Annotated in this window: 26 protein-coding genes; 17 read left to right on the forward strand and 9 right to left on the reverse strand. The window is 41.5% G+C overall.

Annotated elements, in window-relative coordinates; genetic code table 11:
* Positions 1–589: 589 nt before the first annotated feature.
* From E0H81_RS00660 to ruvB, 3 genes are all read left to right on the forward strand, one after another.
* A complete protein-coding gene (locus E0H81_RS00660) occupies positions 590–1,930 on the forward strand; it encodes a deoxyguanosinetriphosphate triphosphohydrolase (protein WP_131315724.1) in 1,341 nt (446 codons plus the stop codon).
* Positions 1,931–2,052: 122 nt separating this feature from the next.
* Entirely contained in the window at positions 2,053–2,655 is a 603-nt protein-coding gene (ruvA, locus tag E0H81_RS00665) for a Holliday junction branch migration protein RuvA (protein ID WP_131268024.1), read from the forward strand.
* Between the two features lie 253 nt (positions 2,656–2,908).
* A complete protein-coding gene (gene ruvB / locus E0H81_RS00670; RefSeq protein WP_067724937.1) occupies positions 2,909–3,916 on the forward strand; it encodes a Holliday junction branch migration DNA helicase RuvB in 1,008 nt (335 codons plus the stop codon).
* 27 nt (positions 3,917–3,943) lie between these two features.
* Here ruvB and E0H81_RS16055 read toward each other — a convergent pair whose 3' ends face one another.
* Positions 3,944–4,678: a hypothetical protein gene (locus tag E0H81_RS16055; protein ID WP_235942373.1), complete on the reverse strand. Its 735-nt coding sequence runs from the start codon at positions 4,676–4,678 to the stop codon at positions 3,944–3,946.
* Between the two features lie 77 nt (positions 4,679–4,755).
* Positions 4,756–5,337: a hypothetical protein gene (locus tag E0H81_RS00680; protein WP_131315726.1), complete on the reverse strand. Its 582-nt coding sequence runs from the start codon at positions 5,335–5,337 to the stop codon at positions 4,756–4,758.
* Positions 5,338–5,648: 311 nt separating this feature from the next.
* On the opposite strand from E0H81_RS00680, the gene E0H81_RS00685 reads away from it, so the two are divergent.
* The 7 genes from E0H81_RS00685 to pal all read left to right on the forward strand — a co-directional run bounded on the left by E0H81_RS00685 (position 5,649) and on the right by pal (position 12,182).
* The gene (locus E0H81_RS00685; protein WP_165492569.1) at positions 5,649–6,998 is read left to right on the forward strand and encodes an amidohydrolase; all 1,350 of its coding nucleotides are present in this window, start codon (positions 5,649–5,651) and stop codon (positions 6,996–6,998) included.
* Between the two features lie 243 nt (positions 6,999–7,241).
* A complete protein-coding gene (gene ybgC, locus E0H81_RS00690) occupies positions 7,242–7,649 on the forward strand; it encodes a tol-pal system-associated acyl-CoA thioesterase (protein WP_067863715.1) in 408 nt (135 codons plus the stop codon).
* A 23-nt stretch (positions 7,650–7,672) separates the two neighbouring features.
* A complete protein-coding gene (tolQ, locus tag E0H81_RS00695) occupies positions 7,673–8,371 on the forward strand; it encodes a protein TolQ (protein ID WP_131315730.1) in 699 nt (232 codons plus the stop codon).
* A complete protein-coding gene (gene tolR, locus E0H81_RS00700) occupies positions 8,371–8,820 on the forward strand; it encodes a protein TolR (RefSeq protein ID WP_131315732.1) in 450 nt (149 codons plus the stop codon). The genes tolQ and tolR overlap by 1 nt, the downstream gene beginning before the upstream one ends.
* Positions 8,821–8,823: 3 nt before the next feature.
* On the forward strand, positions 8,824–10,083 hold the full coding sequence (tolA, locus tag E0H81_RS00705) for a cell envelope integrity protein TolA (protein ID WP_131315734.1): 1,260 nt from the start codon (positions 8,824–8,826) through the stop codon (positions 10,081–10,083).
* Positions 10,084–10,290: 207 nt separating this feature from the next.
* Positions 10,291–11,574: a Tol-Pal system beta propeller repeat protein TolB gene (tolB, locus tag E0H81_RS00710; RefSeq protein WP_165492570.1), complete on the forward strand. Its 1,284-nt coding sequence runs from the start codon at positions 10,291–10,293 to the stop codon at positions 11,572–11,574.
* Between the two features lie 38 nt (positions 11,575–11,612).
* Complete coding sequence (gene pal, locus E0H81_RS00715) at positions 11,613–12,182, forward strand: peptidoglycan-associated lipoprotein Pal (protein WP_131315738.1); 570 nt, start codon at positions 11,613–11,615, stop codon at positions 12,180–12,182.
* Positions 12,183–12,233: 51 nt separating this feature from the next.
* Here pal and E0H81_RS00720 read toward each other — a convergent pair whose 3' ends face one another.
* Entirely contained in the window at positions 12,234–12,428 is a 195-nt protein-coding gene (locus tag E0H81_RS00720) for an NF038105 family protein (RefSeq protein WP_131268033.1), read from the reverse strand.
* 186 nt (positions 12,429–12,614) lie between these two features.
* Between E0H81_RS00720 and E0H81_RS00725 the strand changes: the two genes are divergently transcribed.
* The 5 genes from E0H81_RS00725 (at position 12,615) to E0H81_RS00745 (ending at position 15,916) form a co-directional block, all read left to right on the forward strand.
* A complete protein-coding gene (locus tag E0H81_RS00725) occupies positions 12,615–13,589 on the forward strand; it encodes a class 1 fructose-bisphosphatase (protein ID WP_131315740.1) in 975 nt (324 codons plus the stop codon).
* Between the two features lie 53 nt (positions 13,590–13,642).
* A complete protein-coding gene (locus E0H81_RS00730) occupies positions 13,643–14,419 on the forward strand; it encodes a TrmH family RNA methyltransferase (RefSeq protein WP_131268035.1) in 777 nt (258 codons plus the stop codon).
* Between the two features lie 168 nt (positions 14,420–14,587).
* Positions 14,588–15,202 carry an RNA polymerase sigma factor gene (locus tag E0H81_RS00735; RefSeq protein ID WP_131315872.1) on the forward strand — a complete coding sequence of 205 codons (615 nt, stop codon included), beginning with the start codon at positions 14,588–14,590 and terminating at the stop codon, positions 15,200–15,202.
* Positions 15,199–15,519, forward strand: coding sequence for a hypothetical protein (locus tag E0H81_RS00740; protein WP_131268036.1), 321 nt, complete (start codon positions 15,199–15,201; stop codon positions 15,517–15,519). Before E0H81_RS00735 ends, E0H81_RS00740 begins: the two co-directional genes overlap by 4 nt.
* Positions 15,509–15,916, forward strand: a complete 408-nt coding sequence (locus tag E0H81_RS00745; protein WP_131315742.1) for a DUF3106 domain-containing protein — start codon at positions 15,509–15,511, stop codon at positions 15,914–15,916. The genes E0H81_RS00740 and E0H81_RS00745 overlap by 11 nt, the downstream gene beginning before the upstream one ends.
* 57 nt (positions 15,917–15,973) lie before the next feature.
* On the opposite strand, the gene E0H81_RS00750 is transcribed toward E0H81_RS00745, so the two are convergent.
* The 4 genes from E0H81_RS00750 to cxpE form a co-directional block, all read right to left on the reverse strand.
* On the reverse strand, positions 15,974–18,403 hold the full coding sequence (locus E0H81_RS00750; protein WP_131315744.1) for a CSLREA domain-containing protein: 2,430 nt from the start codon (positions 18,401–18,403) through the stop codon (positions 15,974–15,976).
* Between the two features lie 15 nt (positions 18,404–18,418).
* Positions 18,419–20,215: a rhombotarget A gene (gene rbtA / locus E0H81_RS00755; protein ID WP_131315746.1), complete on the reverse strand. Its 1,797-nt coding sequence runs from the start codon at positions 20,213–20,215 to the stop codon at positions 18,419–18,421.
* A gap of 117 nt (positions 20,216–20,332) precedes the next feature.
* Positions 20,333–21,037 carry a DnaA regulatory inactivator Hda gene (hda, locus tag E0H81_RS00760; RefSeq protein ID WP_131268040.1) on the reverse strand — a complete coding sequence of 235 codons (705 nt, stop codon included), beginning with the start codon at positions 21,035–21,037 and terminating at the stop codon, positions 20,333–20,335.
* A 15-nt stretch (positions 21,038–21,052) separates the two neighbouring features.
* Entirely contained in the window at positions 21,053–22,273 is a 1,221-nt protein-coding gene (gene cxpE, locus E0H81_RS00765; protein ID WP_131315748.1) for a chloramphenicol efflux transporter CxpE, read from the reverse strand.
* Positions 22,274–22,407: 134 nt separating this feature from the next.
* Here cxpE and purM point away from each other — a divergent pair, with 134 nt between their 5' ends.
* Both purM and purN read left to right on the forward strand, forming a co-directional pair.
* Positions 22,408–23,475 carry a phosphoribosylformylglycinamidine cyclo-ligase gene (gene purM, locus E0H81_RS00770; protein ID WP_131315750.1) on the forward strand — a complete coding sequence of 356 codons (1,068 nt, stop codon included), beginning with the start codon at positions 22,408–22,410 and terminating at the stop codon, positions 23,473–23,475.
* Positions 23,476–23,485: 10 nt separating this feature from the next.
* Entirely contained in the window at positions 23,486–24,115 is a 630-nt protein-coding gene (gene purN / locus E0H81_RS00775; protein WP_131268043.1) for a phosphoribosylglycinamide formyltransferase, read from the forward strand.
* Between the two features lie 65 nt (positions 24,116–24,180).
* Here purN and E0H81_RS00780 read toward each other — a convergent pair whose 3' ends face one another.
* Both E0H81_RS00780 and sppA read right to left on the reverse strand, forming a co-directional pair.
* Positions 24,181–24,981: an alpha/beta fold hydrolase gene (locus tag E0H81_RS00780; protein ID WP_131315752.1), complete on the reverse strand. Its 801-nt coding sequence runs from the start codon at positions 24,979–24,981 to the stop codon at positions 24,181–24,183.
* Positions 24,978–26,003, reverse strand: a complete 1,026-nt coding sequence (sppA, locus tag E0H81_RS00785; protein WP_131315753.1) for a signal peptide peptidase SppA — start codon at positions 26,001–26,003, stop codon at positions 24,978–24,980. Before sppA ends, E0H81_RS00780 begins: the two co-directional genes overlap by 4 nt.
* Positions 26,004–26,080: the final 77 nt, after the last annotated feature.

Here is a 26,080-nt window from a genome sequence, read left to right on the forward strand (position 1 = left end):
GGTCTTTTGGACCATACCGCCAATGTGACTTAGAGAGAGCGCATATTCTACTTCGTATTGACCAAATCAGCTAGATAGAAATTCACGAATGTGCCATCTATTCATGCAAGAATCCTGAAGAATACTTTAATTTTCAGATAAAAATTTTGAATTTTATCTCTATCGTATTCTTTAGCATCTTGTTTCTAAATGTGATTTAAAATGGGTAGGGTTATTGCCTATCAAGGGTTTTCAGCAAATGAACCACCGCCTCTGCTACAATTTTAAGTGATTGCAGATCAACCTGATTAATGATGTTGCATGATGTCACCAGCACTGAGATAACACGGCGGAAACTCAAACACACCCACTTTCATTTGTTCATTAAATAGAATAATCGAGCTGCAAGACCGCAACATTCTCAGACTTTGAATCTGCATAATCAATGTGATTAAAGGTGATTAAAGGTGATTAAAGGTGATCAGGAAACATAAAGCATTTCCCTGCCTGTTGATATGCTCTATTCAAAAGACAAATCATGTCGCACTACTCTAGTCTGTTTGGCTTTTTTTTGGCATGATGATTTCAGGTCATTACTGAATAATCATAAATGGAACAAATGCGTTGGTTAGAATTACTTTCAACAGTTCGTATTGGTAGCAAAAAGCAAAGTACAGAACAGGCACGTAGCCCCTTTCATAAAGATTATGACCGCATTATTTTCTCACAAAGTTTTCGCCAGCTAAACCGTAAAACCCAGGTTCATCCGCTGACACAGCATGACGGTATTCATACCCGTTTGACCCATTCACTGGAAGTGTCCTGTATTGGCCGTTCACTCGGCATGCTTGCGGCGGAAAAAATTAAAGATCAACTGCCAGTGTGGATTTCCCCTGCCGATGTCGGGGCGATCATTCAGGCAGCCTGCCTTGCCCATGATATTGGCAATCCACCTTTTGGACATGCCGGTGAATATGCCATTCGCGAATGGTTTGATGATGCTTCACATGGCAACTTTTTAGCAAAGCTCTCGCCTGAAGAACAAGCCGATGTACGCCAGTTTGAAGGCAATGCCCAAGGTTTACGCTTACTGACCAAAATTGACTATCATCCCAATGATGGCGGCATGCGTCTAACTTACGCAACATTAGGGGCTTACTTAAAGTACCCATGGCTGTCTAAAACCATTGCCTCGCAAGGTGACCGCCCTGCCAGTCAACGGGCAAAGTTTGGGTGTTATCAATCCGAAAAAGAGATTTTGAAGCAGATTGCAGAGCAGCTTGGTTTAATCCAACTGGGTGAATATCACTATTGCCGTCACCCACTGACCTATTTACTGGAAGCGGCAGATGACATTTGCTATGCGCTGATTGACCTGGAAGATGGCATTATTTTAAACATGCTGTCTTATGAAGAAGTGGAACCGATTTTCCTTGACCTGATTGCGGATTATGGAACACCTCAAGAACTTTCCATGGAAACCACCACCTGGCAGCAAAAAATTGCCGCTTTACGTGGTCGGGTAATGAAACGTCTGGTGGATGAAGTGACCACAGCTTTTGCCAAACATCACTATGAGATTTTGTCTGGGCAACTCAAAGGCAGCTTGTTGCAATATTGCTCCCAAGATATTGAACGCGGTATTAACCGGGCGAAGAACCTGGCGCGTGACAAAATTTTTGAACATCCGCAAAAAGCTGGACTCGAGATTATTGCCCATCAAAGTCTGCAAAATATTTTAGATGCCTTTATTCCCTTAACCACGCCGCATAAGACTTTAAGTTTTAAGGAACAGCGCTTGATGTCGATGCTGCAACGTGCCGGGGTCAATTTTGAAAGTAATCACTATGAAAATATTATGCAAGTCTTGGACATTATTTCTAAATTTTCAGACCATCAGGCCTACAACCTGTCGCAAGAATTGCAAGGTAATAAAGCTGGTTTAATCTAAAGATTTCGCAGATATTTTGACCAGAATTTTTGTGAAATTTAAATAAATATGCGTGCGCATTTTGCCTTTCCTGCAAATGCTCACTACTATGCAAGCAACGATAGATAAGTGAAAAAATCAAAATGATTGGATGTCTCATTGGTGAAGTGTTTGCTTTGGAAGCACCGACAGTACTATTAAATGTAAATGGCGTGGGCTATGAAGTGGATACACCGCTTTCTACATTTTGCCAATTGCAAAAAGGGCAAAAAGTGACTTTATGGACGCATTTAACCGTGCGTGAAGATGCTCAATTGCTTTACGGCTTTTTAGATGCACAAGAAAAAACCATTTTCCGTACCTTGCTTAAAGTAAATGGCGTTGGTCCTAAAATGGCGCTCGGTATTTTATCGACTTTAAGTATCGATTTACTGATTCATACCGTTGAAAATGAAGACCTCAATACACTGGTTAAAGTTCCGGGTGTGGGTAAAAAGACCGCTGAACGCTTGATGATTGAACTTCGTGATCGCTTTAAAGCCATGTCTTCAGGCAATGTGCCGACCAATTCAACAGCGCCACAAATTCAGTTTATGGGTAATTCGGCTGTTGCTGAAGCGGAAGCGGCTTTACAATCACTGGGTTATAAACCGGCTGAAGCTCAAAAACTGATTAATGCCGTGAAAGGTGATTACACCGAAGCCGGTGATATTATCCGTGCAGCATTAAAATCGATGAATAAATAATTTTTAGTTAATTAATTAACTCATTCAGATTTCAGATACACGTTTGGCGACATGGATGTTGTCTAGTCAGATTAGGATATAGGGATATATCCTCAAGCCAACAAAAGATTTTTGTTACCTTGCGCAGTATATATACTGCTCATCTTTCAAAAGTAAATACCGCCTACGCAAAGGCAAAACGAGTCCGAGAGATTTTTTGAGGCTGTGAATTCATCCAGCTCAAATCAACCATGTAGGGATAGATTCAATAAATATGCAAGACCGTCTCATCAGTGGTTCTGAAAAACCCGAAGATCATTTTGATCGTGCCATTCGCCCCACTTCACTGGATGACTATGTTGGTCAGCCGGTGGTACGTGAGCAAATGGAAATCTTTATTGGCGCAGCACGTGGTCGTGGTGAAGCACTTGACCATACCTTAATTTTTGGCCCACCGGGTTTGGGTAAAACCACGCTTGCCAATATTATCGCGCGGGAAATGGGCGGTAATTTAAAATCGACTTCTGGCCCAGTACTGGAACGTGCCGGCGATTTGGCTGCCATGCTGACCAATCTGGAAGAAGGTGACGTTTTATTTATTGATGAAATCCATCGTCTTTCTCCAGTGATTGAAGAAATTTTATATCCTGCAATGGAAGATTACCAACTTGATATCATGATTGGTGAGGGACCGGGTGCACGTTCGATTAAACTGGATTTACCACCGTTTACTTTAGTGGCTGCAACAACTCGTGCAGGCTTACTCACCTCTCCACTGCGTGACCGTTTTGGTATTGTGCAGCGTTTAGAATTTTATTCGGTTGAGGATTTAACCCATATTGTGACGCGTTCAGCATCGTTAATGGATGTTCCCATGACTGGTGATGGCGCTAAAGAAATTGCCCGTCGTGCGCGTGGTACACCGCGTATTGCCAACCGTTTACTGCGTCGTGTGCGTGACTATGCACAAGTCAAAGGCAACGGTGAAGTCAATCAGGATATGGCGCAACGTGCGCTGGATATGTTGAAAGTCGATAAAGATGGTTTAGACACTTTAGACCGTCGTTATTTAAGCATGTTGCTTGAGCGTTTTGATGGCGGTCCTGCCGGTGTGGAAGCTTTGGCTGCTGCAATGGCTGAAGATTCAGGCACATTGGAAGATGTAATTGAACCATATTTGATTCAGCAAGGTTATGCGATGCGAACTGCTCGAGGACGTATTGCCACCAATATGGCATATTTGCAGTTTGGGATGACACCGCCTGAGCCGAAGGATAAATGAGAAAAGGGAGATTTATTCTCCCTTTTCTCATTTTACATTTTGATTGAGTAGCTTGATTAAGCTAGCTTTCACAACATCTAACTCATTAGAAAAAGCAGCTATTCGATCATTTAACTGATCTTTATTTCCATCAAGCTGTATTCTAATTTTCCATAGTGAATCCATTAGCTCCTTCAGCTGTGTTTTGACTGTTTGATGATGTGAATTAGCTTCGCAGTCTAAAAACAATTCAATTTGCATATGGTAATATGCGACTTGGGATAAATAATTGATTAAACTTTCAATTAAATCCCCTCTTTCCATTCGTCCAATTTCTAAAGATACAACACTGTTAAACTTCATCAACAAAGCAAAATATTCAGCAATGACGTTTCTAAATTTATCAATTTCTGAACTTCTATATAAAAACTGTAATTCTTGTTCCTTCAGCATTTTTTGGTTATTCAAAACTTTATCTGTTGTAATCCTATGCGTTTCAGCCGCTTGTTTAATATCCTCACTTACAGTTTTAAACGACATCTCTGTTAATTTAAAACTTTTGCGCCCATACCAGTAAGCTAACCAAGTCGCGAATAGACCTAAAATTACAGCAATTAAAACAGACAACCCAAAAGAGGAAATGGCTGTTTTATCTGTTGAAGCATTCAACTCCATTTGTGTTTTAGCGGGCTGTTGTAAAACAATCGTTTGTACATTTGGCTGTTGCGGTACAGTCCACGGAAGCTGAATTATTAACGCTTGTTTGCCTTCTTGTTGTGCCATCTTTCCCAACTTAGTTGTTAAATATGTGTTGGGGATATCTTAAAGGTTTTTTCTTTTAATTTTAATCAATTAGATACTTATAAATTAGAGATAACACGTACCTCTTCCACTAACATCAACTCACACGCACCACCGCCTGTATCTTCACGGCTTATAGAACTACGCCAAGTCCATCCATCTGAAGACTTCACTTCCACCAACTGTCCTTTTAAATAAATCAAATCATCTTGATCAATTTGAGCCAGTTGTTTGGCGATGGCTTTGGTTGCAGGAATCAAGTGCGTATTGGCACTTTGTGTTTCAATTTCACGTACTGGAATAGGTGGAGCATTTTCATAACGCCAATGATACCAACGGTTGCTTTGGCGAATCGATAACTGTTTATAAACCTCAGGATCAGCCATTTTGTCCCATCCCAAAGCAAAATCGACAGGGCTAATTTCAGATTCACGCCCAAAGTTATAATTTTCTCTAGATAAAACCCGAAACTCTCCCGTATAAGGCTGCAAATTCGTCATGCTATAGCCATTAAACTGATGAATCCCCGCTGTGGTCTGATAATCAGCTGCATCTGAAATACCTTTATCCGGTTTCAGCCAATAATTCCACAGTGCAAAGCCAATGGCGAAAATAACTATATATTTAAAAAAGCGACTCATCTAAATCTCGAATGTTTAGCTAGGCTGTAATAACTTAATAAATTGAATCGAATTAAATCTCTGGGACACAGATCCAAAAACTAACTCTTATAACAACCGCAACTTATTAGATGTTAATTTCAAAGTAAAATACATAAATTTACAAAGCAAAATTATAAATAAAAACCTTTTATTCCAATCACTAAAATAAAGCATACCTTAAAGGTATATTTAAGATACCTACAGGGTTTTGGTTAAATTTAAAACAATATGCAATTCTATAGAGTCACTTTAACTATTTCAAACTCTTAAGGTTCTCCCAAAATATGAACATGTACAAGCAGATCTCCCTTTGTCTTCCCCTTATCCTTTGCAGCCAACTGAGCTTTGCAGACTGGATTGATGATTCCGTTAAAAATGTTGAAGCACATACTATTAAGCTTCGCCAACATATTCATCAACATCCTGAACTTGGAAATATGGAATTCAAAACTTCTGAGCTGGTACAAAAAGAGTTAAAATCTTATGGCATTGAAGTACGTAAAGGCTATGCCAAGACAGGTGTGATTGGGGTACTTAAAGGGGCAAAACCGGGTCCAGTGATGGCATTACGTGCAGATATGGATGCCCTGCCGATTGAAGAAAAAACTGGTCTTCCTTATGCCAGTAAAGCCAAAGCCATTTATCAAGGTGCAGAAACCCATGTCATGCACGGCTGTGGTCACGATGCCCATACAGCCATGTTACTGGGGGCTGCCAAAGCCTTAGCGGCGAATAAAGACAAAATTGCAGGTACTGTAGTCTTTGTATTCCAACCGGCTGAAGAAGGCGGTGCCGATATTGATAACTTTACCCAAGGTCATTTAATCGGTTCACGTAAAATGATTGCCGATGGCGCATTGAACAATCCAAAACCGGAAGTCATTTTCGGCATGCACGTGATGGCAGGCATGCCAAGCGGCAATATCCTGTATAAAGATGGCGCGATTCTGAACAGTGCCGATCATTTACGCATTCAGGTCAATGGCAAACAAGTCCATGGTTCTATGCCTTGGCTTGGTCGTGACCCCATCTATGCTTCTGCGCAAATGATTAACAACATGCAAAGTTTAGTCAGTCGTACTGCAGATTTAACTAAAGGCATGGGTGTGGTCAGTATTGGCAGTATCCACGGCGGAACAACAGGTAATGTCATCCCCGATCAGGTCAATATGGTCGGCACCATTCGCTCCAACAGTGAAGATGTCCGCCAAGGCATTTTGAAAACTTTACCGAAAATGGTCGAACATAATGCCGCAGCCAACGATGTCACGGCAAAAGTGGAAATTGCGCCATATGCGCCAGTCACCACCAATGACAAAACCTTAACCCAGCTGATGCAACCCACGCTTGCCCAAGTCAATGGCGAAGATAAACTGCATGTTCTGGACAACAATGCCAGTGCCAGTGAGGACTTTGCCTATTATGGACAGCTCATGCCGTCCTTATTTGTCTTTTTGGGCGCAACGCCTGCCGATCAGGACATGACGAAAGCCGCACCTAACCATAACCCGTTATTCATCGTCGATAATGCAACTTTAAAAACTGGGGTAGAAAGCCATGTGCGCTTCATCCTTGATTATCCAAAAGTTGCCGAACAGGTACAGTCAGACTGGAAAAAGATGCAAGCTGCGAAAAAATAAAGTACATTTTTAAAAGGTGAGCATCTTTTGCTCACCTTTTTTATATCTAAAGGTTTTGTTGAGTAAATATAGAATAGATTTCATTTGAAACCTTGTGCCATTGGACTAAAAACTCAAGCTGCTAAACTGCAACGCGTTACACAGCTTGACTCTTAGCGAAAAAAACGTCATTTTCACAGATCTTTTAAGCCGCTAAAAGTACTGCTAAAACCATAAAACTGAATTGAAAAATGGGACACAATCATGGCGAATAAATTCGAATTCAACATTCGTGTATATATTGAAGACACTGATGCAGGCGGCATTGTCTATCACGCGAATCATATTCGTTTTATGGAACGTACTCGTACCGAATGGTTGCGCGCATCGGGTGTGGACCATTATTGGCACCAAAAAGATTACAACTTTGTGGTCCATAAAATTAACGTGAAATATTCACGCCCAATCTTGATGGATGACCTGATTACCGTGACTGCGAGTGTAGTTTCGTGTAAAGCGACATCATTTGTATTGCAACAAAATATTTATCGTGGTGAAATCATGCTTGCATCTGGCGAGGTCGAGTTGGCATGTATAAGTGCAGAAATGAAACCTCGTAGACTTCCAGACGAAATTCGTGAACTAATTCTTAAAGAGTTAGAACAAGACTAAAAAATTTATTGGCACATGTAACTATGGCAACAGAACTAGAATCATCTTTACACATATCAGATCTTATTTTACACGCAAGTCCCATCGTTCAACTGGTAATGCTCGTGCTCCTGCTCGCATCTTTATACAGTTGGTATCTGATTGCCAAGTTACATATGAGTTATAAAAAAGCCCAGGCAGATGATGAACATTTTCAAAAAATCTTCTGGTCTGGCGCTGAACTCAATACGCTATACAACAATGCCCAGCTCAATTCCAAACGTACCGGTCTGGAAGATATCTTCTATCAAGGTATAGGCGAGTTTTTTAAACTGAAAAAATACCAGGCCCCGAATACGCAAACCATTGAAGGTACAGAACGTATTTTACGTGTCGGTTTAAGCCGTGACCAAGGTCTGCTTGAACAAGGCTTGGGCGCACTTGCCAGCATTGGTTCTGTCGCACCATATGTCGGTCTGTTCGGTACCGTTTGGGGCATTATGAATGCCTTTATTGGTCTGGCTGATGTTGATCAAGTGACTTTGGCCACCGTTGCTCCGGGTATTGCCGAAGCTCTGATTGCAACAGCGATTGGTCTGTTTGCTGCAATTCCTGCTGTATTGGCATTTAACCATTACACCGCCAAAGGTGAAACAGTCTATTCAGACCGTGCATTATTTGCTGAAGAAATGGTGGCGCTATTACAACGTCAAACTGTGAGCTCTGCACAGGAAAATGACTAATGGCAATTCAGCGTTCTGGACGCTTTGAGCGGGTCAAAAAACCACTAAAAAGTGAGATGAATGTCGTCCCTTATATTGACGTCATGCTGGTACTTTTGGTGATTTTTATGGTCACAGCACCCATGATCACCAGTGGGATTAAAGTCGATTTACCTCAAGCCAATGGCAATCCCATCGAATCTAAAGATGCGCCTACAATCGTGACGCTGGATCAGGATGGTCTGTATTATCTGGAATATAAAGGTCAAAGAACTGGTCCTGTTGATCTGGCTCAGTTGACGAGTCTTTTAGTGGAGGCACAAACAAAAGCCAAGGATGACAATAAGGAACTGAATGTTGTCATTAGTGGCCATACCACACGTCCTTATGGAGATGTCATGGCTTTAATGTCTGGTCTTCAAGATGCTGGTTTAACACAAGTTAGCTTACTCACTAAGCCTTTAGAATAAAGTATGAAAGATTTGAAAAAGCCACAATCCAAAGAAAAAACAATTGCACTTGGATTTACCCTCGGGATCCATGCTGTGGCAATCACTGGCTTACTTTTTTTGGGCATGAGTAAACCTGTCGAACCGCCTAAACAAATTAAAATGGTTTTGGTCACGCCTGAGGATTTGCTCCCTCCCGATCCTGTGCCTTTAGAACAGACAGACTCGACTGAAACGGCACATGAAAAGGTTGCGGAACAAGTTCAGCAAACGGCAAAACCGAGTGTTGAACCTGCACCTGTTATTCCAGTTACGCAGCCTAGCCCTCCTACTCCAGCACCAGCACCAGCACCAGCACCAGCACCAGCAAAGCCTGATGCAAATAAAGATGCACAGGAAGCTAAAGCTGCTGCTGAAGCAGTGCAAAAAGCGGAACAGCGAGCTGCCGAAAACGCAAAAATTGCTGCAGCAAACAAGTTAAAAGCTCAAGCTGATGCTCAAGCCAAGGCAAAAGCCGATGCTGCTGAAAAAGCCCGAGCTGATAGCGCTGCTAAAGCTAACGCGGCTGAAAAAGCGAAAGCCGACGCTGCTGCGAGGGCCAAAGCTGATGCAGTGAATAAAGCCAAATCCGACGCAGCGAATAAAGCTAAAGCCGACGCTGCAAATAAAGCTAAAGCCGATGCTGCAAATAAAGCTAAAGCCGACGCTGCAAATAAAGCTAAAGCCGATGCAGCCAATAAAGCCAAAGCCGATGCTGCAAATAAAGCTAAAGCCGATGCAGCCAATAAAGCCAAAGCCGATGCTGCAAATAAAGCCAAAGCCGACGCTGCAAATAAAGCCAAAGCCGACGCTGCAAATAAAGCCAAAGCCGACGCTGCAAATAAAGCCAAAGCCGACGCTGCAAATAAAGCCAAAGCCGATGCAGAAGCCCGTGAACGTGCTGCCGAGGAAGCCAAAGCATCAGCTGCAAAACAAGCCGCTGAAGAAGCTGCGACTAAAAAAGCGGAAGCAAAGAAAATTGCCTCAACTGCAAAACGTGACTTTGAAAATAAAGTTAGACGTGCGTGGGATATTCCAAGCGGCTCATCCGGTCAGAAAGCCACTGCCCGTGTGACCTTAAGTGACAGTGGTACAGTGCAATCGGTTATTGTCAATTCAAGTGATCCGGACATGAAAGCAAGTGTAGAAGCTGCGGTACGTGCAGCAGCGCCTTACCCTATGCCTTCCGATCCAGATGCACGACGAGAAGCAAGAACATTCACTTCAAGCTTTACTGCGAAATAAAATAAAAAGCCACATCAAATTTAATTGATGTGGCTTTTTTGACATATGAATTCAAATGTTGCTAAAAATAGATAATATTTTATTCACTTTTCACAGTCTTATAACAGTTTAGTCATCATGATGTACTTCCAATAAAGCAAAATCATGCCATTATGTGACACAACCGAATTCACAATAATTTACATTTTTTAGAGTACCTAGCGGATGATGGAAATGACGCGTAAACATTTACTTTGCCTAACCGTTTTGACAGCTTTAAGTCCCGTTTTAGCAACACAGTCTTATGCACAACTGCATTTAGAAATTGCCAAAGCACCCGAAGAAGCACCGAAGATTGCCATTATTCCGTTTAATAATGACCAAAGCATTTATCCGATTGTCGAAAATGACTTAAACCGTTCAGGCAAATTTTCAAGTGCTTCAAAAAACCTGCCTGCAACAGCAAGTATGAATACACCCAATGCAGAGGCATGGAAATCTGCAGGTGTTCCTTATGTGGTTACAGGTACGGTAAAAACGACTGAAAATGGCGCATATGAAGTTCACTATCAACTCTATGATGTCGAGAAACAGCAATATTTATTAAATGAATTACTGACAGTTCCTGCTTCACGTATTCGCCAAGCGGGTCACACGATCAGTGATGCAATTTATCAGGCATTGACGGGTATTGCAGGTGACTTTAGCGGACGTATTGCTTATGTACTGCGCAACCCGGCTACGCCTGAACAGCGTTATACCCTGCAAATTGCAGATACCGATGGCGAACAGCCTAAAACCATTCTGACCTCTCGTGATCCAATTTTGTCCCCTGCCTGGACACCGGACGCGAAAAAAGTTGCCTACGTTTCATTTGAAACCAAACGCCCTGCAATTTATGTACAAGACTTGGCCACAGGTCAGCGTGAAAAACTGGCGAGCTTCCGCGGTCTAAACGGTGCACCAAGCTTCTCGCCAGATGGTAAAAGCATGCTGTTTACTGCATCTCTGCATGGCAACCCTGAAATTTATCAAATGAATCTGGAAACACGTCAGTTGCAACGTATGACCAATGACGGTGCCATTGATACAGAAGCACGTTATGCCCCAGACGGTAAATCATTTATTTTCACCTCTGACCGAGGCGGTTCACCACAAATTTATACCTATAACTTTGCAAATAATACAAGTAAGCGCCTGACGTTCCGTGGTGCATTTAATGCACGTGGCACATTAAGTGCTGATGGTAAAAAAGTGGCATTAGTCCATCGCCCAAGTGGCAGTAATTACAAAGTGGCTATTCAGGACATCAATACCGGTATTACCAATATTCTGACCCCAACCAGTCTGGATGAATCACCAAGTTTCTCGCCAAATGGGCAAATGGTGGTCTATGCAACACGTGAAGGGAACCGTGGTTTATTGTCCATCATGTCACTGGATGGTCGTTTCCGCATGAATTTACCCAGTGAACAAGGCGAGGTTCGTGAACCTGCCTGGGCACCAAAATAACAATTTAATTTAAAGCAATCATGATCATGGAGATAAAGATGAAAGTAGTTAAATTATTGGTCCTTCCTGTTCTTGCAACAGCGTTAGTGATGACTGGTTGTGCAAGCCGTAAACCTGCAGCTGAAATTCAGGCAGGTCAAAATCCATCTGAAGCAGCTACAGTAAGTACTGAGGGCTTAAGTGAAGATGCAGCTCTAAATGCGCAAAACCTGGCAGGTGCTTCTTCTAAAGGTGTGACTGCGGCAAATAAAGCCTTCTTGGCAAAACGCGTTGTTCACTTTGACTATGACAGCAGCGATCTTTCTAACGAAGACTATCAAACCCTTCAAGCACATGCACAATTCCTTGTGGCAAATGCAAATTCGAAAGTGGCTTTAACCGGTCATACCGATGAACGTGGCACACGTGAATACAACATGGCTTTGGGTGAACGCCGTGCTAAAGCGGTAGAAAGCTTCCTGATTACCAATGGCGTTGCTGCAACACAATTAGAAGCAGTTAGTTATGGTAAAGAAATGCCGATTAATGCAGGTCATGATGAAAATGCATGGAAAGAAAACCGCCGCGTAGAGCTTAACTACGAAGCTGTTCCACCATTATTAAAATAATGGTTTGAATAAAAAAGCGCTCAACTTAGTGGTTGGGCGCTTTTTTATATTTTAAGCTTTTTCAGATTCATTCGCTTCATCTTTCGAGCTTTGCATGGATTCAATCAGATCATGCTTGTTGAATTTTTTATATTCCGGTTTTGCTTCGTAAGCTTTCCAGGCTTCCTTCACTTTCTCGTCAGAAATATCATTTAAATTCATAGCTTCATTTGGCGTTGGAGTCGCATCAAACTTTTGCGTTGTCATAACTGTGCTCCTATCACTATTTTAATACCTTCTATTCCTCAACATAGCATTTTCCAAGAAACTTACAAGAGTAAAATCACGACAAATAGTCGAGTTTAATTGTTCTTTTGCTGCGTTCTCATCTAAAATGATCCCCCATATTCTTTTGATAATTTTTTATCATTTTCTAATTGGAGTTTTCCTGTCATGTCATACCTCACCCTTTCCCAATTTCTAGAACAAAAAACAGGGAATCTAACGCCTGAACTTGCTCAAGTAATTGAAACAATTGGTAATACATGTAAAGCCATTGATCAGTTATTACAAAAAGGAGCCTTGGCGGGTGTATTGGGTAGCGCACAACACGAAAACGTACAAGGTGAAGAACAAAAGAAACTTGACGTTATTTCAAATGATTACTTGATCGATGCTTTAAAAGTTCATCCACATGTCGGCGGTTTGGCTTCAGAAGAACTCGATGAATTCACCCCTGCGCAAGAAAATGGTGAATTTCTGGTATTGTTCGATCCACTTGATGGTTCAAGCAATATCGACATCAATATGTGTGTCGGCACAATTTTCTCTATTTTGCCTGCTCAAAATGCAGTGACCAAAGCTGAGGACTTTATGCAACCCGGTACCAATCAGGCTGCTGCAGGTTATGTATTGTATGGTCCATCGACCATGATGGCGCTTACCGTCGGTGCGGGCGTTGTATTCTTCACTTTCGACCCTGAAACTCAAGAATTCCTTTTAACCTCTGAAAATATTCAGGTTGCTGCGGATACCAAAGAATATGCGATTAATGCTTCAAATCAGCGTCACTGGGAAGAACCGGTAAAACGCTATATTGGTGAACTGCAAGACGGTAAGACTTCAGTACGTGGCAAAGACTTCAACATGCGTTGGGTCGCGTGTATGGTGGGTGACATTCACCGTATCCTTTGCCGCAGCGGTATTTTCTTATATCCCTACGACACCAAAGATCCTCAAAAAGCTGGTCGTCTTCGCTTGATGTATGAAGCAAATCCGATGAGTATGCTGATGGAACAAGCGGGTGGTGCATCTACCACGGGCCGTGTTCGTATTCTTGAGATTCAACCGACCGAACTGCATCAACGTGTTCCTGTCGTGATTGGATCTAAAAACGAAGTTGACCTAGTTACTCACTACCACCATTAATTTAAAAAATGGAAGTAAGTGTTTTGTCGCTTACTTCCACGGATAATTCTCCCATGCCAGCTTTTTTTCTCGAATCAAAAGACAATACAAAAATCAAACACCTACGTGGATTGATTGAACAAAGCTCATTCCGTAAAAAGAATCGTCAAACGGTACTCGAAGGTACCCATTTAAGCCTTGCTTGGTTAGAACAGGGTCGAAGCATTAATTCTATATTCACCACCGAAGCTGCCTATAGTCATCCTGATTTAGAAAAAATCGTATCCTTGTATGACGGTAATGTTTTTGTACTGAGTGAAGCTTTATACAACGACTTAAGTACCCTAGGCACTTCTTTGGCATGTTTGGCAATTGTTGATTTACCTAGTTCAAGTCAAGCCTTGAATTTTAAGGAAGATACTCTAATTCTAGACAATATCCAGGATCCGGGTAATGTGGGAACTTTGCTCCGTTCCGCTGCCGCTGCCGGCATTGAGCAAGTTGTATGCACTAAAGGTTCAGCCTCAATCTGGTCACCGCGCGTTTTGCGTGCAGGTATGGGTGCGCATTTTTCTCTACACACCTATGAAAATATTGTATTAGAAGATCTGTTAGAAAAATTCACCATACCAGTCTATGTTACCAGCTCGCACCAATCTGAAAGCCTTTACTCAAAAAACTTAAGAAAACAGTGTGTCTGGATTTTGGGCAATGAAGGTCAAGGTGTTTCTGATTATGCACTTAAGTATGCTGAAGCTGTTTCTATTCCACAGCCTGGTGGACAAGAATCATTAAATGTTGCCGTTGCAGGTTCGATTTGTTTCTTTGAGATGGTTCGTCAACGTTTATAAGCCTGTTGTTTCGTTACTTTATTTTAAACATCACCTGCTGATGCTTAAAAATAGACTACACTAGAAAAATAATAAGTTTTTTGTCAACCAAACCATTATTTCCAGCGTTATATAATGTATGAAAATGGGAATAATGGTGGGTGTCCAATGACAGGATTTTCCATCTCTATGGATTCAGCACCGAAACAGTCTCAAGCGGAAAATTTGAGTATTCTGAAGAGTACGGCTGAACAGCGCCTGAAAATTTTCATGCAGGATGTGACGGGGCGTGCCTTAGTGATGATGGAAAGTGCGACTCAAGGTCAACAAGGCATTGCGATGGATTTAGTGCAAGAAGCATTTATTTCCCTGCATAAAAAATATGCCGAAAAGCCGACTGATGAATGGTATCCCCTGTTTTACACCATTTTGAACCATAAACTACAAGACTGGCGCAGAAAAGAAGTCCGTCGAGCACAACCTTTTTCATTTTTTAAAAAGGTTAACCTAGATGATGACGATATTGAACTGAATGATATTGTCGATGAAAACACCCCCAGTCCATTCGATTTTCTTGATCAAGCCGTGACTGCCGAAGAAATACAGAAAGCCATTTCTCAGCTCCCTGTTCGACAGCAACAAGCTTTTATGCTGCGTGCTTGGGAAGGTTTTGATACACACACCACTGCACAAATCATGGAATGCAGTGAAGGTAGTGTAAAAACGCATTATCACCGTGCCATTCAAGGTCTGCGGAACTCGTTGGCACATTTGAATCCATATTCTGGAGGGTCATCCGAATGAAACAAGATGATTTCTTAAAACAAGTTACTTCCAAACTCGATGGACTCGCACAACATCATAAAGACAAACCTGTTGTGATGAATCATGTCATTGAAGAAATTCAAGACCGAGAAACTGCCCGTTACGGACTTTGGAAAATGTCAGGATTTGCACTTGCTGCTGCAATTGCAGGTTTTGTGGTCTTCCCAAATTCTATTGAAATGGCTGCAAAGCCTCAGAATCAAGTTGTGGTTACTCCAAAATTATCGCCCCAAATGGTTGAAGATTTGGAGATGTTAATGGTTTTAGGCGAGGACAAAGTTCCACATGGCAGCTAAAAAATTAGCATTTGCTTTTTGTGCACTCGGATTTCTGCAAACCAGTTTCGCTGGTTTTGAACGTTTTTGGATTTTTTCTAAGGATGCGGACACTCAATTGGCAGAAACATGGGAAACTCTGTCAGATGCTGAACAGCGTGCACTTATTCAGCGTTATCAATCGCTAAAAGAATTGCCTGAAGCACAAGGTACCGCTTTGCATCAGCGTATGGATTGGTTTACCCAGCTTCCCGAGCAAGAAAAGCAAAAAATGCGAGAAACCTGGCAAAAAATGAGTAGCCAAGAGCGTAAAGATTTAGGCACACGCATGCAAAAGGCAACACCTGAAGAAAGACCCGCTATTCGTGATGAATACGTCTCTAAATATTTGCAGCAGCCTAATATTAGCAATCATTAATACTTCAAATATTCAATAACAGTAATAAAAAAGCCTCTTTCGAGGCTTTTTTATTACTTATTTCATTCTATAACGTCGATATAGACCCAGTCCGGCAAGTGCCAATAGACCATAAACACCGAATGATCCACCACCGCCACTGCTTGAGTTGGTGTCTTTTGCTGTATTTTTCAAGGATAATGTTGCTTCGTTGGAAATTCCACCATCTGCATCAAAAATTGCATATTGAATTGGATAATCAAACTGACTAAAACTATTTTTCACCGTAAATTGAATCTTGCCACCGTAGCATTTATCACGGATATAAGCCTCTGGACACGGACCTTCGTGTTCAGCTTTCATGATTAACCCTGCTGGCAAGGCAGCAAATCGAATCGGAATATCTTGACCTGCATCATTTTTATGATAAATCGCTTTCGATTTCGTAATCGTCAATATCGGACCATCACCATCATCGTTGTCATTTTCTAATGGATTTACATTCACGCTTAGATTTTGATTCGCATCCAGAACATAATTGTCATCTGTTGCAATAGGGGCAATATTAGTAAAGCTGGCTTTTAAAATACCTGATGATTGTTGAGATTTGCCACCTTTTTCTTTGATGGTGTATTTACAATATGCATTATCTCCATTTTCTAACAATGCACCGCTGGTACGATAAATCATGATGCGTTTGAGATCTGCTTTCCATTCACACTTTAAGTCATCCATTGAACCATTCAGTAACGGCTGACCATCTTTAATGTTGAGCACTCCAATACCAAACGGCTCTGCAATAACGTCGTAATTTTGAGTATTCAAGACTTTAATACGATATTCTTCATTTGCAGTTTTAGGAACGCGCTCTTCTGCGGCAATAGCAAGTGCAAAAGGATCAAAATAAATCGCACGATATTTTTGGTACTGTTTGGTGTATTTATACAGATTTTCGTAGTTGGTCAACTCTTCCTTAAAATCTTCAACATCTTCTTTTTTTTCATTACTTTGAGTAATCAGTTCCTTAAGTTCATCAATATTTGACTGATAGTAATCTAACAAAGTTACTAAAGATGAATTCTTAAGATCAGTTATATCAACCGCTGCTAAATTCATTTGCTCAACAGAACCAATATCACAACTGCTTTGCAGATCGGGATTTAACTGTAAAACCGTGTCATCAGCACGTTCTAGAAGTCGTTGATCATAATCGCTACAGCCACTGCTTTTTACATCAACTAAATCCGTGGCTGTTTGATTATTGCGTGGATAATACAGTGGCAAGAATGTGTTATATGGAGATGCAGGGATCAGCTCAGAAAGTAGAGTCGAGAAACTTGTGGTCGAGACATCAATATTTTTCGAGTTTTCTACTGTAGCATCTAAAGTGCTTTTCGGTAGCATACATTGATCTGCACCCGTACCTAAATTCAACGCATTTTTTGCCAAAATAAACATGATATTTTCTTTTGGCACATCCGTATTAGAATAGCGGCACGATTTCCCCCCCTGATTAAAGGCTAAAACATTAAATGCCCCGTATTTGCTGCCATTCTCATCATAGAGCAACGTACTATGCGCTTCATTCTCTACGATGGTGTTACTGGTCATTGTGATAACAGAATAAGGACTCAAACGATTTAAGCCATCTGTGACCATACGCAGAATACTACCATTAGTAATACTGGCTTTATTTTGCGCAATGGTATTGGTCAGTAAATCAACTTTCGCTGAACCACAAAAATCTAAGCTACTTAAACTGTTACTTGAACCATTTTTAATAATACTATTACGTTCAAAATAAATGACCGGCTTGGTATCATCCATATTGCCGTAGCAGTCCATCGCGATCACACTACCTTTTGCTGCTGTGTTCCCTTGAATTAAACTGCCATTAATTGATATTTTCTTTTCAGTATTCAATGCAACATTATAAATCGCACCACCTGCAACCTCTGCTTTAGAATTAACAATCGAACCATTATTGAAGATTAAATCTCCACCAATTAGTACAGCACCACCACGCCCATTTTGCCCAGCTTGGGTACCCGCATAGCCATTTTCAAGCTGAATATTGTTGAGGGTAAAGCTAATTTCAGTTTTACTGGTATTAAAGATTCGTGTACGGCCCTCACCACTAATCATGGTTTTAATACCTTCCAATGCTGGATAGGTTTGGGTTAATTTATTCTTTTCTTTATAGTTTTCACGCGATGCGCCGCTAATTATTACGTTCGATTCAGGCACTAATTCCGAATTTAATTTATATGTACCGGCTTTAAGTTGAATATAGTCTTTTTGACCAAACACCGTATTACCCGGGGTACAGCCACCATAAGCTGCATTTTTTTTCGCCGTGATAATCGCTTCACGAAGCGAACAGGCATTGGCATTTTCACCATTTTCGTCTAGAAATGTGGTGACATAAATGGTTCTATCTTCTGCTGCCATCAGTGACATAGCAGACAAAACCATGACACAGAGCAGTCCTTTTTTATAAGTGTGCATCACTTTTCCTTTTTCTTATTTTTTAAAGCGGCGTATACCCACCAGTCCCAATACTGCAAATAAGCCGAACAATCCCAATGCCCCACCCGAGGTTTTTACAGATTTATCTTCAAATTCATTGTTGGGTTCTTGCACCATGTAGGCTTCTAGCACTATATATTTTTTATTTTCATTGAAATGCGTCGATGACGTGACAATTTGTAGATTAAAAATATCCGCACCATGCCAATTACCATTTGGGGTATAGACCAAGTTACCATCAATATCCAAAGTCAATGTTCCTTTCGACTTTGTCAGCGTTTGATCGATATAAGCACAGCCGTCTTGCCAATCACCGCCTGCTGGGTTTTTCATTTTAAGCAAGCTTTCGCATTTTTCTTTTGGATATAAGTCACTGTCACCCAAGTATTCTAAAATATTTAGCTTAGCAACTTCGCCTACTTTTAAATCTTGTCCAATACGAGACTTAGAGATCGGTACAACAATTTCAATCGCGCCGCGGTCACACCAGCTATTATCTATAGTTCGATTTTTATTACGTTGATCCATGGTCTCACAGACCAATTGCGTACTGTCTGCGGACAAGTCAAGACGACCTTTATTCAAGATCAAGGTATCAAACATATTTTTAGCGGTGAGTAAAATACGCGGGCGGATATAACCCAAGAATGTATCTTTCGGCGTGCTATATGGGCACAGTAAAGCATCTGGATCTTCCATTAATGATTTACAACTGCCTTCACTGCTGTTACTGGCAAAAAGTTTGCTACCAGTCCAAAATTCATTTGGATATTTGGCATCGCCACTCTTACATTCTGTGCCAACCAAATTGTTTTGTAATAAGGTTTTATCATCTGAGTTAAATTGGCAATTCGTACCGCTACCATTTCCCACCACAATACTGTTGGCAAGATAACCGTAGCCTTCTTTTGAATCGAATTGTACCCCCGCCTTATTGCCTGCAATCGTCACATTATTTACAGCAATACCATCACGGATATTGATGATATAACCACTATTATTTAAAAATGTACTATTGCTGAGTTTATTTATATTCTTATCGTTTAGCAGAGTGACATCAGCAATGGCTTTTTCACTAAAAATATTAGCAGCACCTGAAGTTGTATTGTTGTTTTTAAATACGACACTACTCAATCTAAATGCCGGTCGTTGACTATATAAAACTGCACCCGTGACGGCTGTATTGTTTTCCACAATACTATCAGTGATAGATACTTCGCTAACATAGTTTTGTGTTGCACTACTCTCACCAACATTATAAATTGCGCCACCTAAGCGTGCGTTACCACCCGACAATTTGACGTATTGCAAGACTAAACGTTCATTGTTATAAAAAATTCCGCCTTTATCAGCACAAACACTCTTATTACAGCCTTCAAAACTCACTTCCTTGATGGTAATCAAAGCTAGGTCTTTCGGATCATGGTCAATATTGAAAATTTGATCTTTGCCCGTCATTTTAATGATGGCATTATTCAAGCCCGGAACTGCATCTTCAGTCACGGTGGTGTCATAATATGTTTTTAAGGCCAGACTAGCTTTCACATCAACTTTAGCATTGAGGGTATAGGTTTTTTGTTTGTCTAATAGAATCGTTGACAAAGCATTTTTACCCCCACAGCCCATATAGCCTGCTTCAGGCATGCCTTTATTGACATATTCAATGGCTTCTCGCAATGAACATTCACTATCATCTTTGGTAATATCATCTGTAATGGTGACAGTGATTTCTGCACTATAAGCATGTCCTGCTAGACACAGCATCCCTATGCCTATGCTCCGTTTGAGCATACCTTTCTCCTTATATTCTTTTATCTTTTTATTCTGAAATTGCATGTTCCCTGCAATTGCGAATTATTTTGCTGTACTTTGTCACAGCTAGAGTAATTACTCAAGATTTTTTATTGTTTACCGATATTCATCAATTAATGCATAAATTTGTCTTAAATTTGCATGACTGATTTTTGTTTTTTCACCTTTTAACAGCTGGATTAATTGTTCTAGAGTTTGTAATAAAATAGAAGTTTGATGAGGCCCATGCAGCAACAAATAATCGATAATTTGTTGATCAATGTGAATTCCTCGACGTGTTAATACGGATGTGACTAGCGCATAACGATCTGCATATAAACTCCCTGTCGGCACTTTAACGCTCACCGCTTGAGTCAAACGTGACTGTAAATCCGGAAGTTCAAGTTTCAATTCAATAGGTGCAACACGAGAAGAGAAAACTAACTGCCCTCCGCCTTCATTATTATAATTAATTAAATGAAATACTGCTTTCTGCCAATGTGGAACACCACTGATGGCTTCGATATCATCCAATGCCACAAGGTCATATTGATCTAATGAGGTAATGGCTTCAGTTGGCGCATCAAGCAATTCCAGTAATGAGACTTGAATTGCAGACTTGCCAACCTCTAAGTAAGAATCGCAAATAGCAGAAAGCAAGTGACTCTTACCAGAACCTGCACCACCGTACACATAAAAACGGTTTATTAGACCGGCATGAAGCTGTCGGACTGCATCAATTACATGGCCCCAGCTTGGACCCGAAAAATCACTAATTCGGGCATCCAGTTGAGGTTCTATATCTAATTGCAGTTGACGCATATATGTGTTTTGACCTTAGGGTTCTTTATTGTCTATCAATTCAATCTTACTCGATTTTTCAGCATCTTGCAGACTTTTTGATTCTTGATTTTTCAGCTCAATATCAACATCTACTTGATCCGCCTTAAACGAAATTGATCCTGCTCCCGCCTCTTGTATAACTACAGGAGATTGCCCATAGATACGGCTCTTTTCATAACAGTCACGTGCATGGCGTAACAGCACGACAATAATCGCAGCAACCGGTAAAGCAATCAACATACCCAAGAAACCAGCAAGCTGTGCACCTGCCAATACCGCAAAAACCACTGCCACTGGAGATAAACCAATTTTATCACCGAGTAAAAAAGGTTGCAGAACATAGCCTTCAACGGCCTGGCCAACCATGAACACCACACCCACCAACACCAGTTGCATCCAATCAATACCAAACTGGAATAGTGTTGCAATTACAGCAGCTATCATCCCAACAGCAAATCCCAAATAGGGGATAATACTGGCCAGTCCCGCAACCATCCCAATAATCAGCCCTATTTCAAGACCAATGATTTGCAAGCCAACTGCATACACCGTACCGAGCAGGAACATCACCAAAAACTGACCTTTCACGAAGGCGCCTAATACGCTGTGACATTCACCCACAATATGTAAAGTACTTTTCTCATAAGGGCGAGGAATTAAACGACGCATATTATCGAGCATACGATCCCAATCTAACAGGAAATAGAATGCAATAATGGGGATCAGAACAACCGTTCCGCCAATCTGGATGAAATTCAACCCTGATTGCGCAACTTTTAACAGCATGGCCTGAATACTATCTGCGCTATAATTGGTCTGAATATATTCCATGACCACAGTCGACATTTGCTGCGTATCGATTTCCATCGGCTCGACACTAAAAGTTTGCGAGACCCAAGGCAAGAAAGTGTAATTTAACCAGTGAATTCCTGCTGGAATACTGTCTCGCGCATACATCAACTGTTGCCAAACCAGTGGTACCAGATACCACATGGCCAAAGTCAGAACCACACCAATGCCAATAAAAACAATACTAATAGCCAACCAGCGCGGCAAACCGATCTTATGAATTTTATCCACTAACGGGCTAAATAAATAAGCCACCAAAAATGCAGCGACAAAAGGCAATACCACGGGTTTAAGCAGATACAAAACCCAAAGGATTAATGCAATTCCTGAGAGTATAAAAATGCGACGTAAGGTACGATCCACCATGCAAATTCGCCTTTTTTTGGTTTATTCGTTATAGAAAGTAAAATATTTGAATAAAGATAGCATTTTAGCGCATAAATAACATAAGAGTTTCGTATATTCGGGTATAATCGCCGCGCGAATGCGGAGACTTCATTATGAGCAACTCAACTTCCCCAAACACTGGTTTAAGCTATAAAGATGCGGGTGTCGACATTGAAGCGGGCGACGCACTTGTCGATCGAATCAAATCTGTCGCTAAGCGTACCTCACGTCCTGAAGTTATGGGCGGATTAGGCGGCTTCGGCGCTCTTTGTAAAATCCCTAAAGGTTATGAAGAACCTGTTCTCGTATCTGGCACAGATGGTGTTGGTACAAAATTACGTTTAGCACTCAATTTGAACCGTCATGACACGATTGGTCAAGACTTGGTTGCAATGTGTGTAAACGATCTTATTGTATGTGGTGCTGAACCATTATTCTTCCTCGACTATTATGCAACTGGACACTTAAATGTGGACGTTGCTGCAAATGTCGTGACAGGTATTGGTGCAGGTTGTGAGCTTGCAGGCTGTGCATTGGTTGGCGGTGAAACTGCTGAGATGCCAGGTATGTATGAAGGTGAAGATTACGACCTTGCAGGCTTCTGCGTAGGTGTAGTTGAGCAAAGCAAAATTATTGATGGAACCAAAGTTAAAGCTGGTGACGTATTGATTGGTGTAGCGTCTTCAGGTGCACATTCAAACGGTTACTCTTTACTTCGTAAAATTTTAGACGTGAAAAACGTTGATTTAACACAAATCGTGGATGGTCGCCCACTTGCCGATGTGGCAATGGAACCTACACGCATTTATGTAAAACCATTGCTTGAATTGTGCAAACAAGTTGATGTCCACGCTATGGCGCACATCACAGGTGGTGGTTTACCGGGTAACTTACCTCGCGTACTTCCAAACGGTGCTCAGGCTGTCGTGAATGAAGCGTCTTGGGAATGGCCAAAATTGTTCAAACTTCTTCAACGTGAAGGCGGTGTTGAACAACATGAAATGTATCGTACATTTAACTGTGGCGTAGGCATGGTGATTGTTGTTGATGCGCAAGATGCTGACAAAACTGTTGAATTGTTAACAAGTCTTGGCGAAAAAGCATGGACAATGGGTCATATCCAGGACAATGCTGAATCTGTTGCCGGCGCTGATGAAAAGATTCGCGTAATTTTTGCATAAAGAACCGCACATGACCAAAATTGCTGTCCTCGTTTCAGGCAGTGGAAGTAACTTGCAAGCCCTGATTGATGCCAATCTGTCAGGTCAAATTGTTGGGGTCATTTCCAATAAGCCTGAAGCTTATGCTTTAGAACGTGCGAAAAAAGCAGGGATTCAAACCGCTGTTATTGAACACAAACAATATCCAAACCGTGAAGCTTTTGATGATGTGATGCATCAACAATTGCTGGACTGGAATGTGGATTTGGTAGTTCTTGCAGGCTTTATGCGCATTTTAAGTGCCAAGTTTGTCAAAGCATGGGAAGGGAAAATGCTCAACATTCACCCTTCTCTGTTGCCGAACTACAAAGGCATGCATACCCATCAACGGGTACTTAACACCGGTGATGTCTTGCATGGCTGTACAGTTCACTATGTGACTGCTGAGCTGGATGCCGGTCAGGCGCTTGCTCAAGGTCTGCTAAAAGTAAATGTGCATGATGATGTAAATACTTTGGCCGATCGCGTCCATGTACTTGAACACGTCATCTACCCGCAAGTGGTGGAATGGATTTGTTCAGGAACAATTCGGCATACTGAGCAAGGTGTGTTGTACCGTGGTCAAGCGATGCAGGAACCAGTTCAATTTTGTAAGTTTTAAACCGAATTTTATGCAATAAAAAACGCATCCCAGGATGCGTTTTTTATTTGTGAAAAATATGATAATTAAGCTGGTGTTTGAATCAGCTGTTTGACCAAGTTAACTACTTCAACCGGATGTTCCAGCGGGAACATATGTCCGCCTTTAAATACTTCAAAAGGAATATCAAATTTCTTCTGAACTTGTTGTGGAAACTTGCGTGCCAGAAAAGGTCCCTTCTCAGCCACCACCAAATGTACAGGCACCTGTGGCTTAACTTGAGGCAACCACCAGAGCGATGGATTGGTTCTAAAGATATTAACCTCATCCATTTTAGGAATGGTCAGCTCTACGCCACCACGCAATGGATCATCCTTCAAGGCATGATCGATATAGGCCTGAAAACAGTCTGCTTCAAAGTGCTGGTAAAAACCTTTGGGTCTTAATAGTTCTGCAGCCTGTTCACGAGATTGCCAATGATCGCGACGGCGTTTGGACAAACCTGCCGGAGACATTTTGTCCAGTGCTTTGAGCTTAAACAGCTTCGCCACATGTAAGGCAAAAGCCTCCTTGCCCATGATCATTGGTGGGTCAAGCATGATCACCTGACTAAACAGCTCAGGGCGTTTTAATGCCGCCTGAAAGGTCAGCACAGAACCCAGTGAATGCCCAAGTCCGATCACTGGACGACCGTGGGCTTGACGTACAATACTGTCAATGACTTGATTGGTCAGGCTGTGCCAATGGTTATCAATGGGATAGCGTTTATCCGGCCCAAGCAGTGGTACATAAATAACATCGTATTCATCTTTGAGTAAATCAAATAGCTTTTGGTAGACTTTTGATGGCACGCCATTGGCGTGCGCAAAATGGATCAGTGGCTTCATTGTAATTTGGTCGTTTGTTCAGATTGGACTTGTTGTGAAAGTGAAGTTGCAAAACCCTGACCAATCGCACTTCCCATACGGCCAAGTACAGAATCGAAAGGACTATATTCAATGGTGTAATTGACTGCTTTTTCCAGTTTTAATTCGCGCTTCAACGTATTTAAGCTACCGGTACGATCTGCAATACCCAATTTCACTGCCTGATCGCCAGTCCAGAATAAACCAGAGAAGATTGCCGGATCTTGAGATTTCAACTTCTTGCCACGACCCTGTTTTACCGCGTTAATAAAATGATCATGTACATTATCAAGCACTCCTTGCACATGCGCTTTTTGTCCAGCATCAACCGGTTGAGTCATGGAAAGCAATGCTTTGTTTTCACCTGAAGTCATGGTGCGGTCTTCTACACCAAGCTTTTGCATTAAGCTATTCACGCCGTAGTTCGGCATAATGACACCAATAGAACCGACCAGGCTGGATGGATTAACAATGATTTCATCGGCAGCAGACGCGATGTAATACGCACCTGAGGCACCCGTATCACCAATCACGGCATAGAGTTTTTTACCGGCATGCTCTTTTTTCAAATATTGAATTTCTTGCCAGATTTCATCGGACTGAACCGGTGAGCCCCCTGGTGAGTTAATATTTAAAACGACAGCTTTACTCTGTTTGTTTTCAAAGGCTTTCTTCAATGCCTTGACTGTAGCAGTGCTATTGACACTTTGCTTGTCTGCGGCAATGGTGCCAATAATATCCACCACAGCAATATGCGAGCTGGTCGTTGCCGTTGCATCTGTGGATGAGGTACTGCAACTTTTCCCCAATACCACTAAAATAAACAGGATATAAGCAAAAGTTAGAAATTTAAAAAAGATTCCCCAACGACGTGCACGGCGCTGCTCTTCTACAGAGGCTAAAACGGCTTTTTCTAAAATATGCCATTCTTTGCCCGTGATATTTTGTGAGTTATGTGGTGTATTCTGAACTTCATTTTCTGGTTTTGGCGGCCAATCGGACATGCAAAATAATCCAAGGATGAGTTAAATTGAACTCATTATATACACTGAATCATAGAAATCTGCCTAAACAATCTATT

The organism is Acinetobacter terrestris (genome assembly GCF_004331155.1).
In the GTDB taxonomy this organism is placed as follows: Bacteria; Pseudomonadota; Gammaproteobacteria; order Pseudomonadales; family Moraxellaceae; genus Acinetobacter; species Acinetobacter terrestris.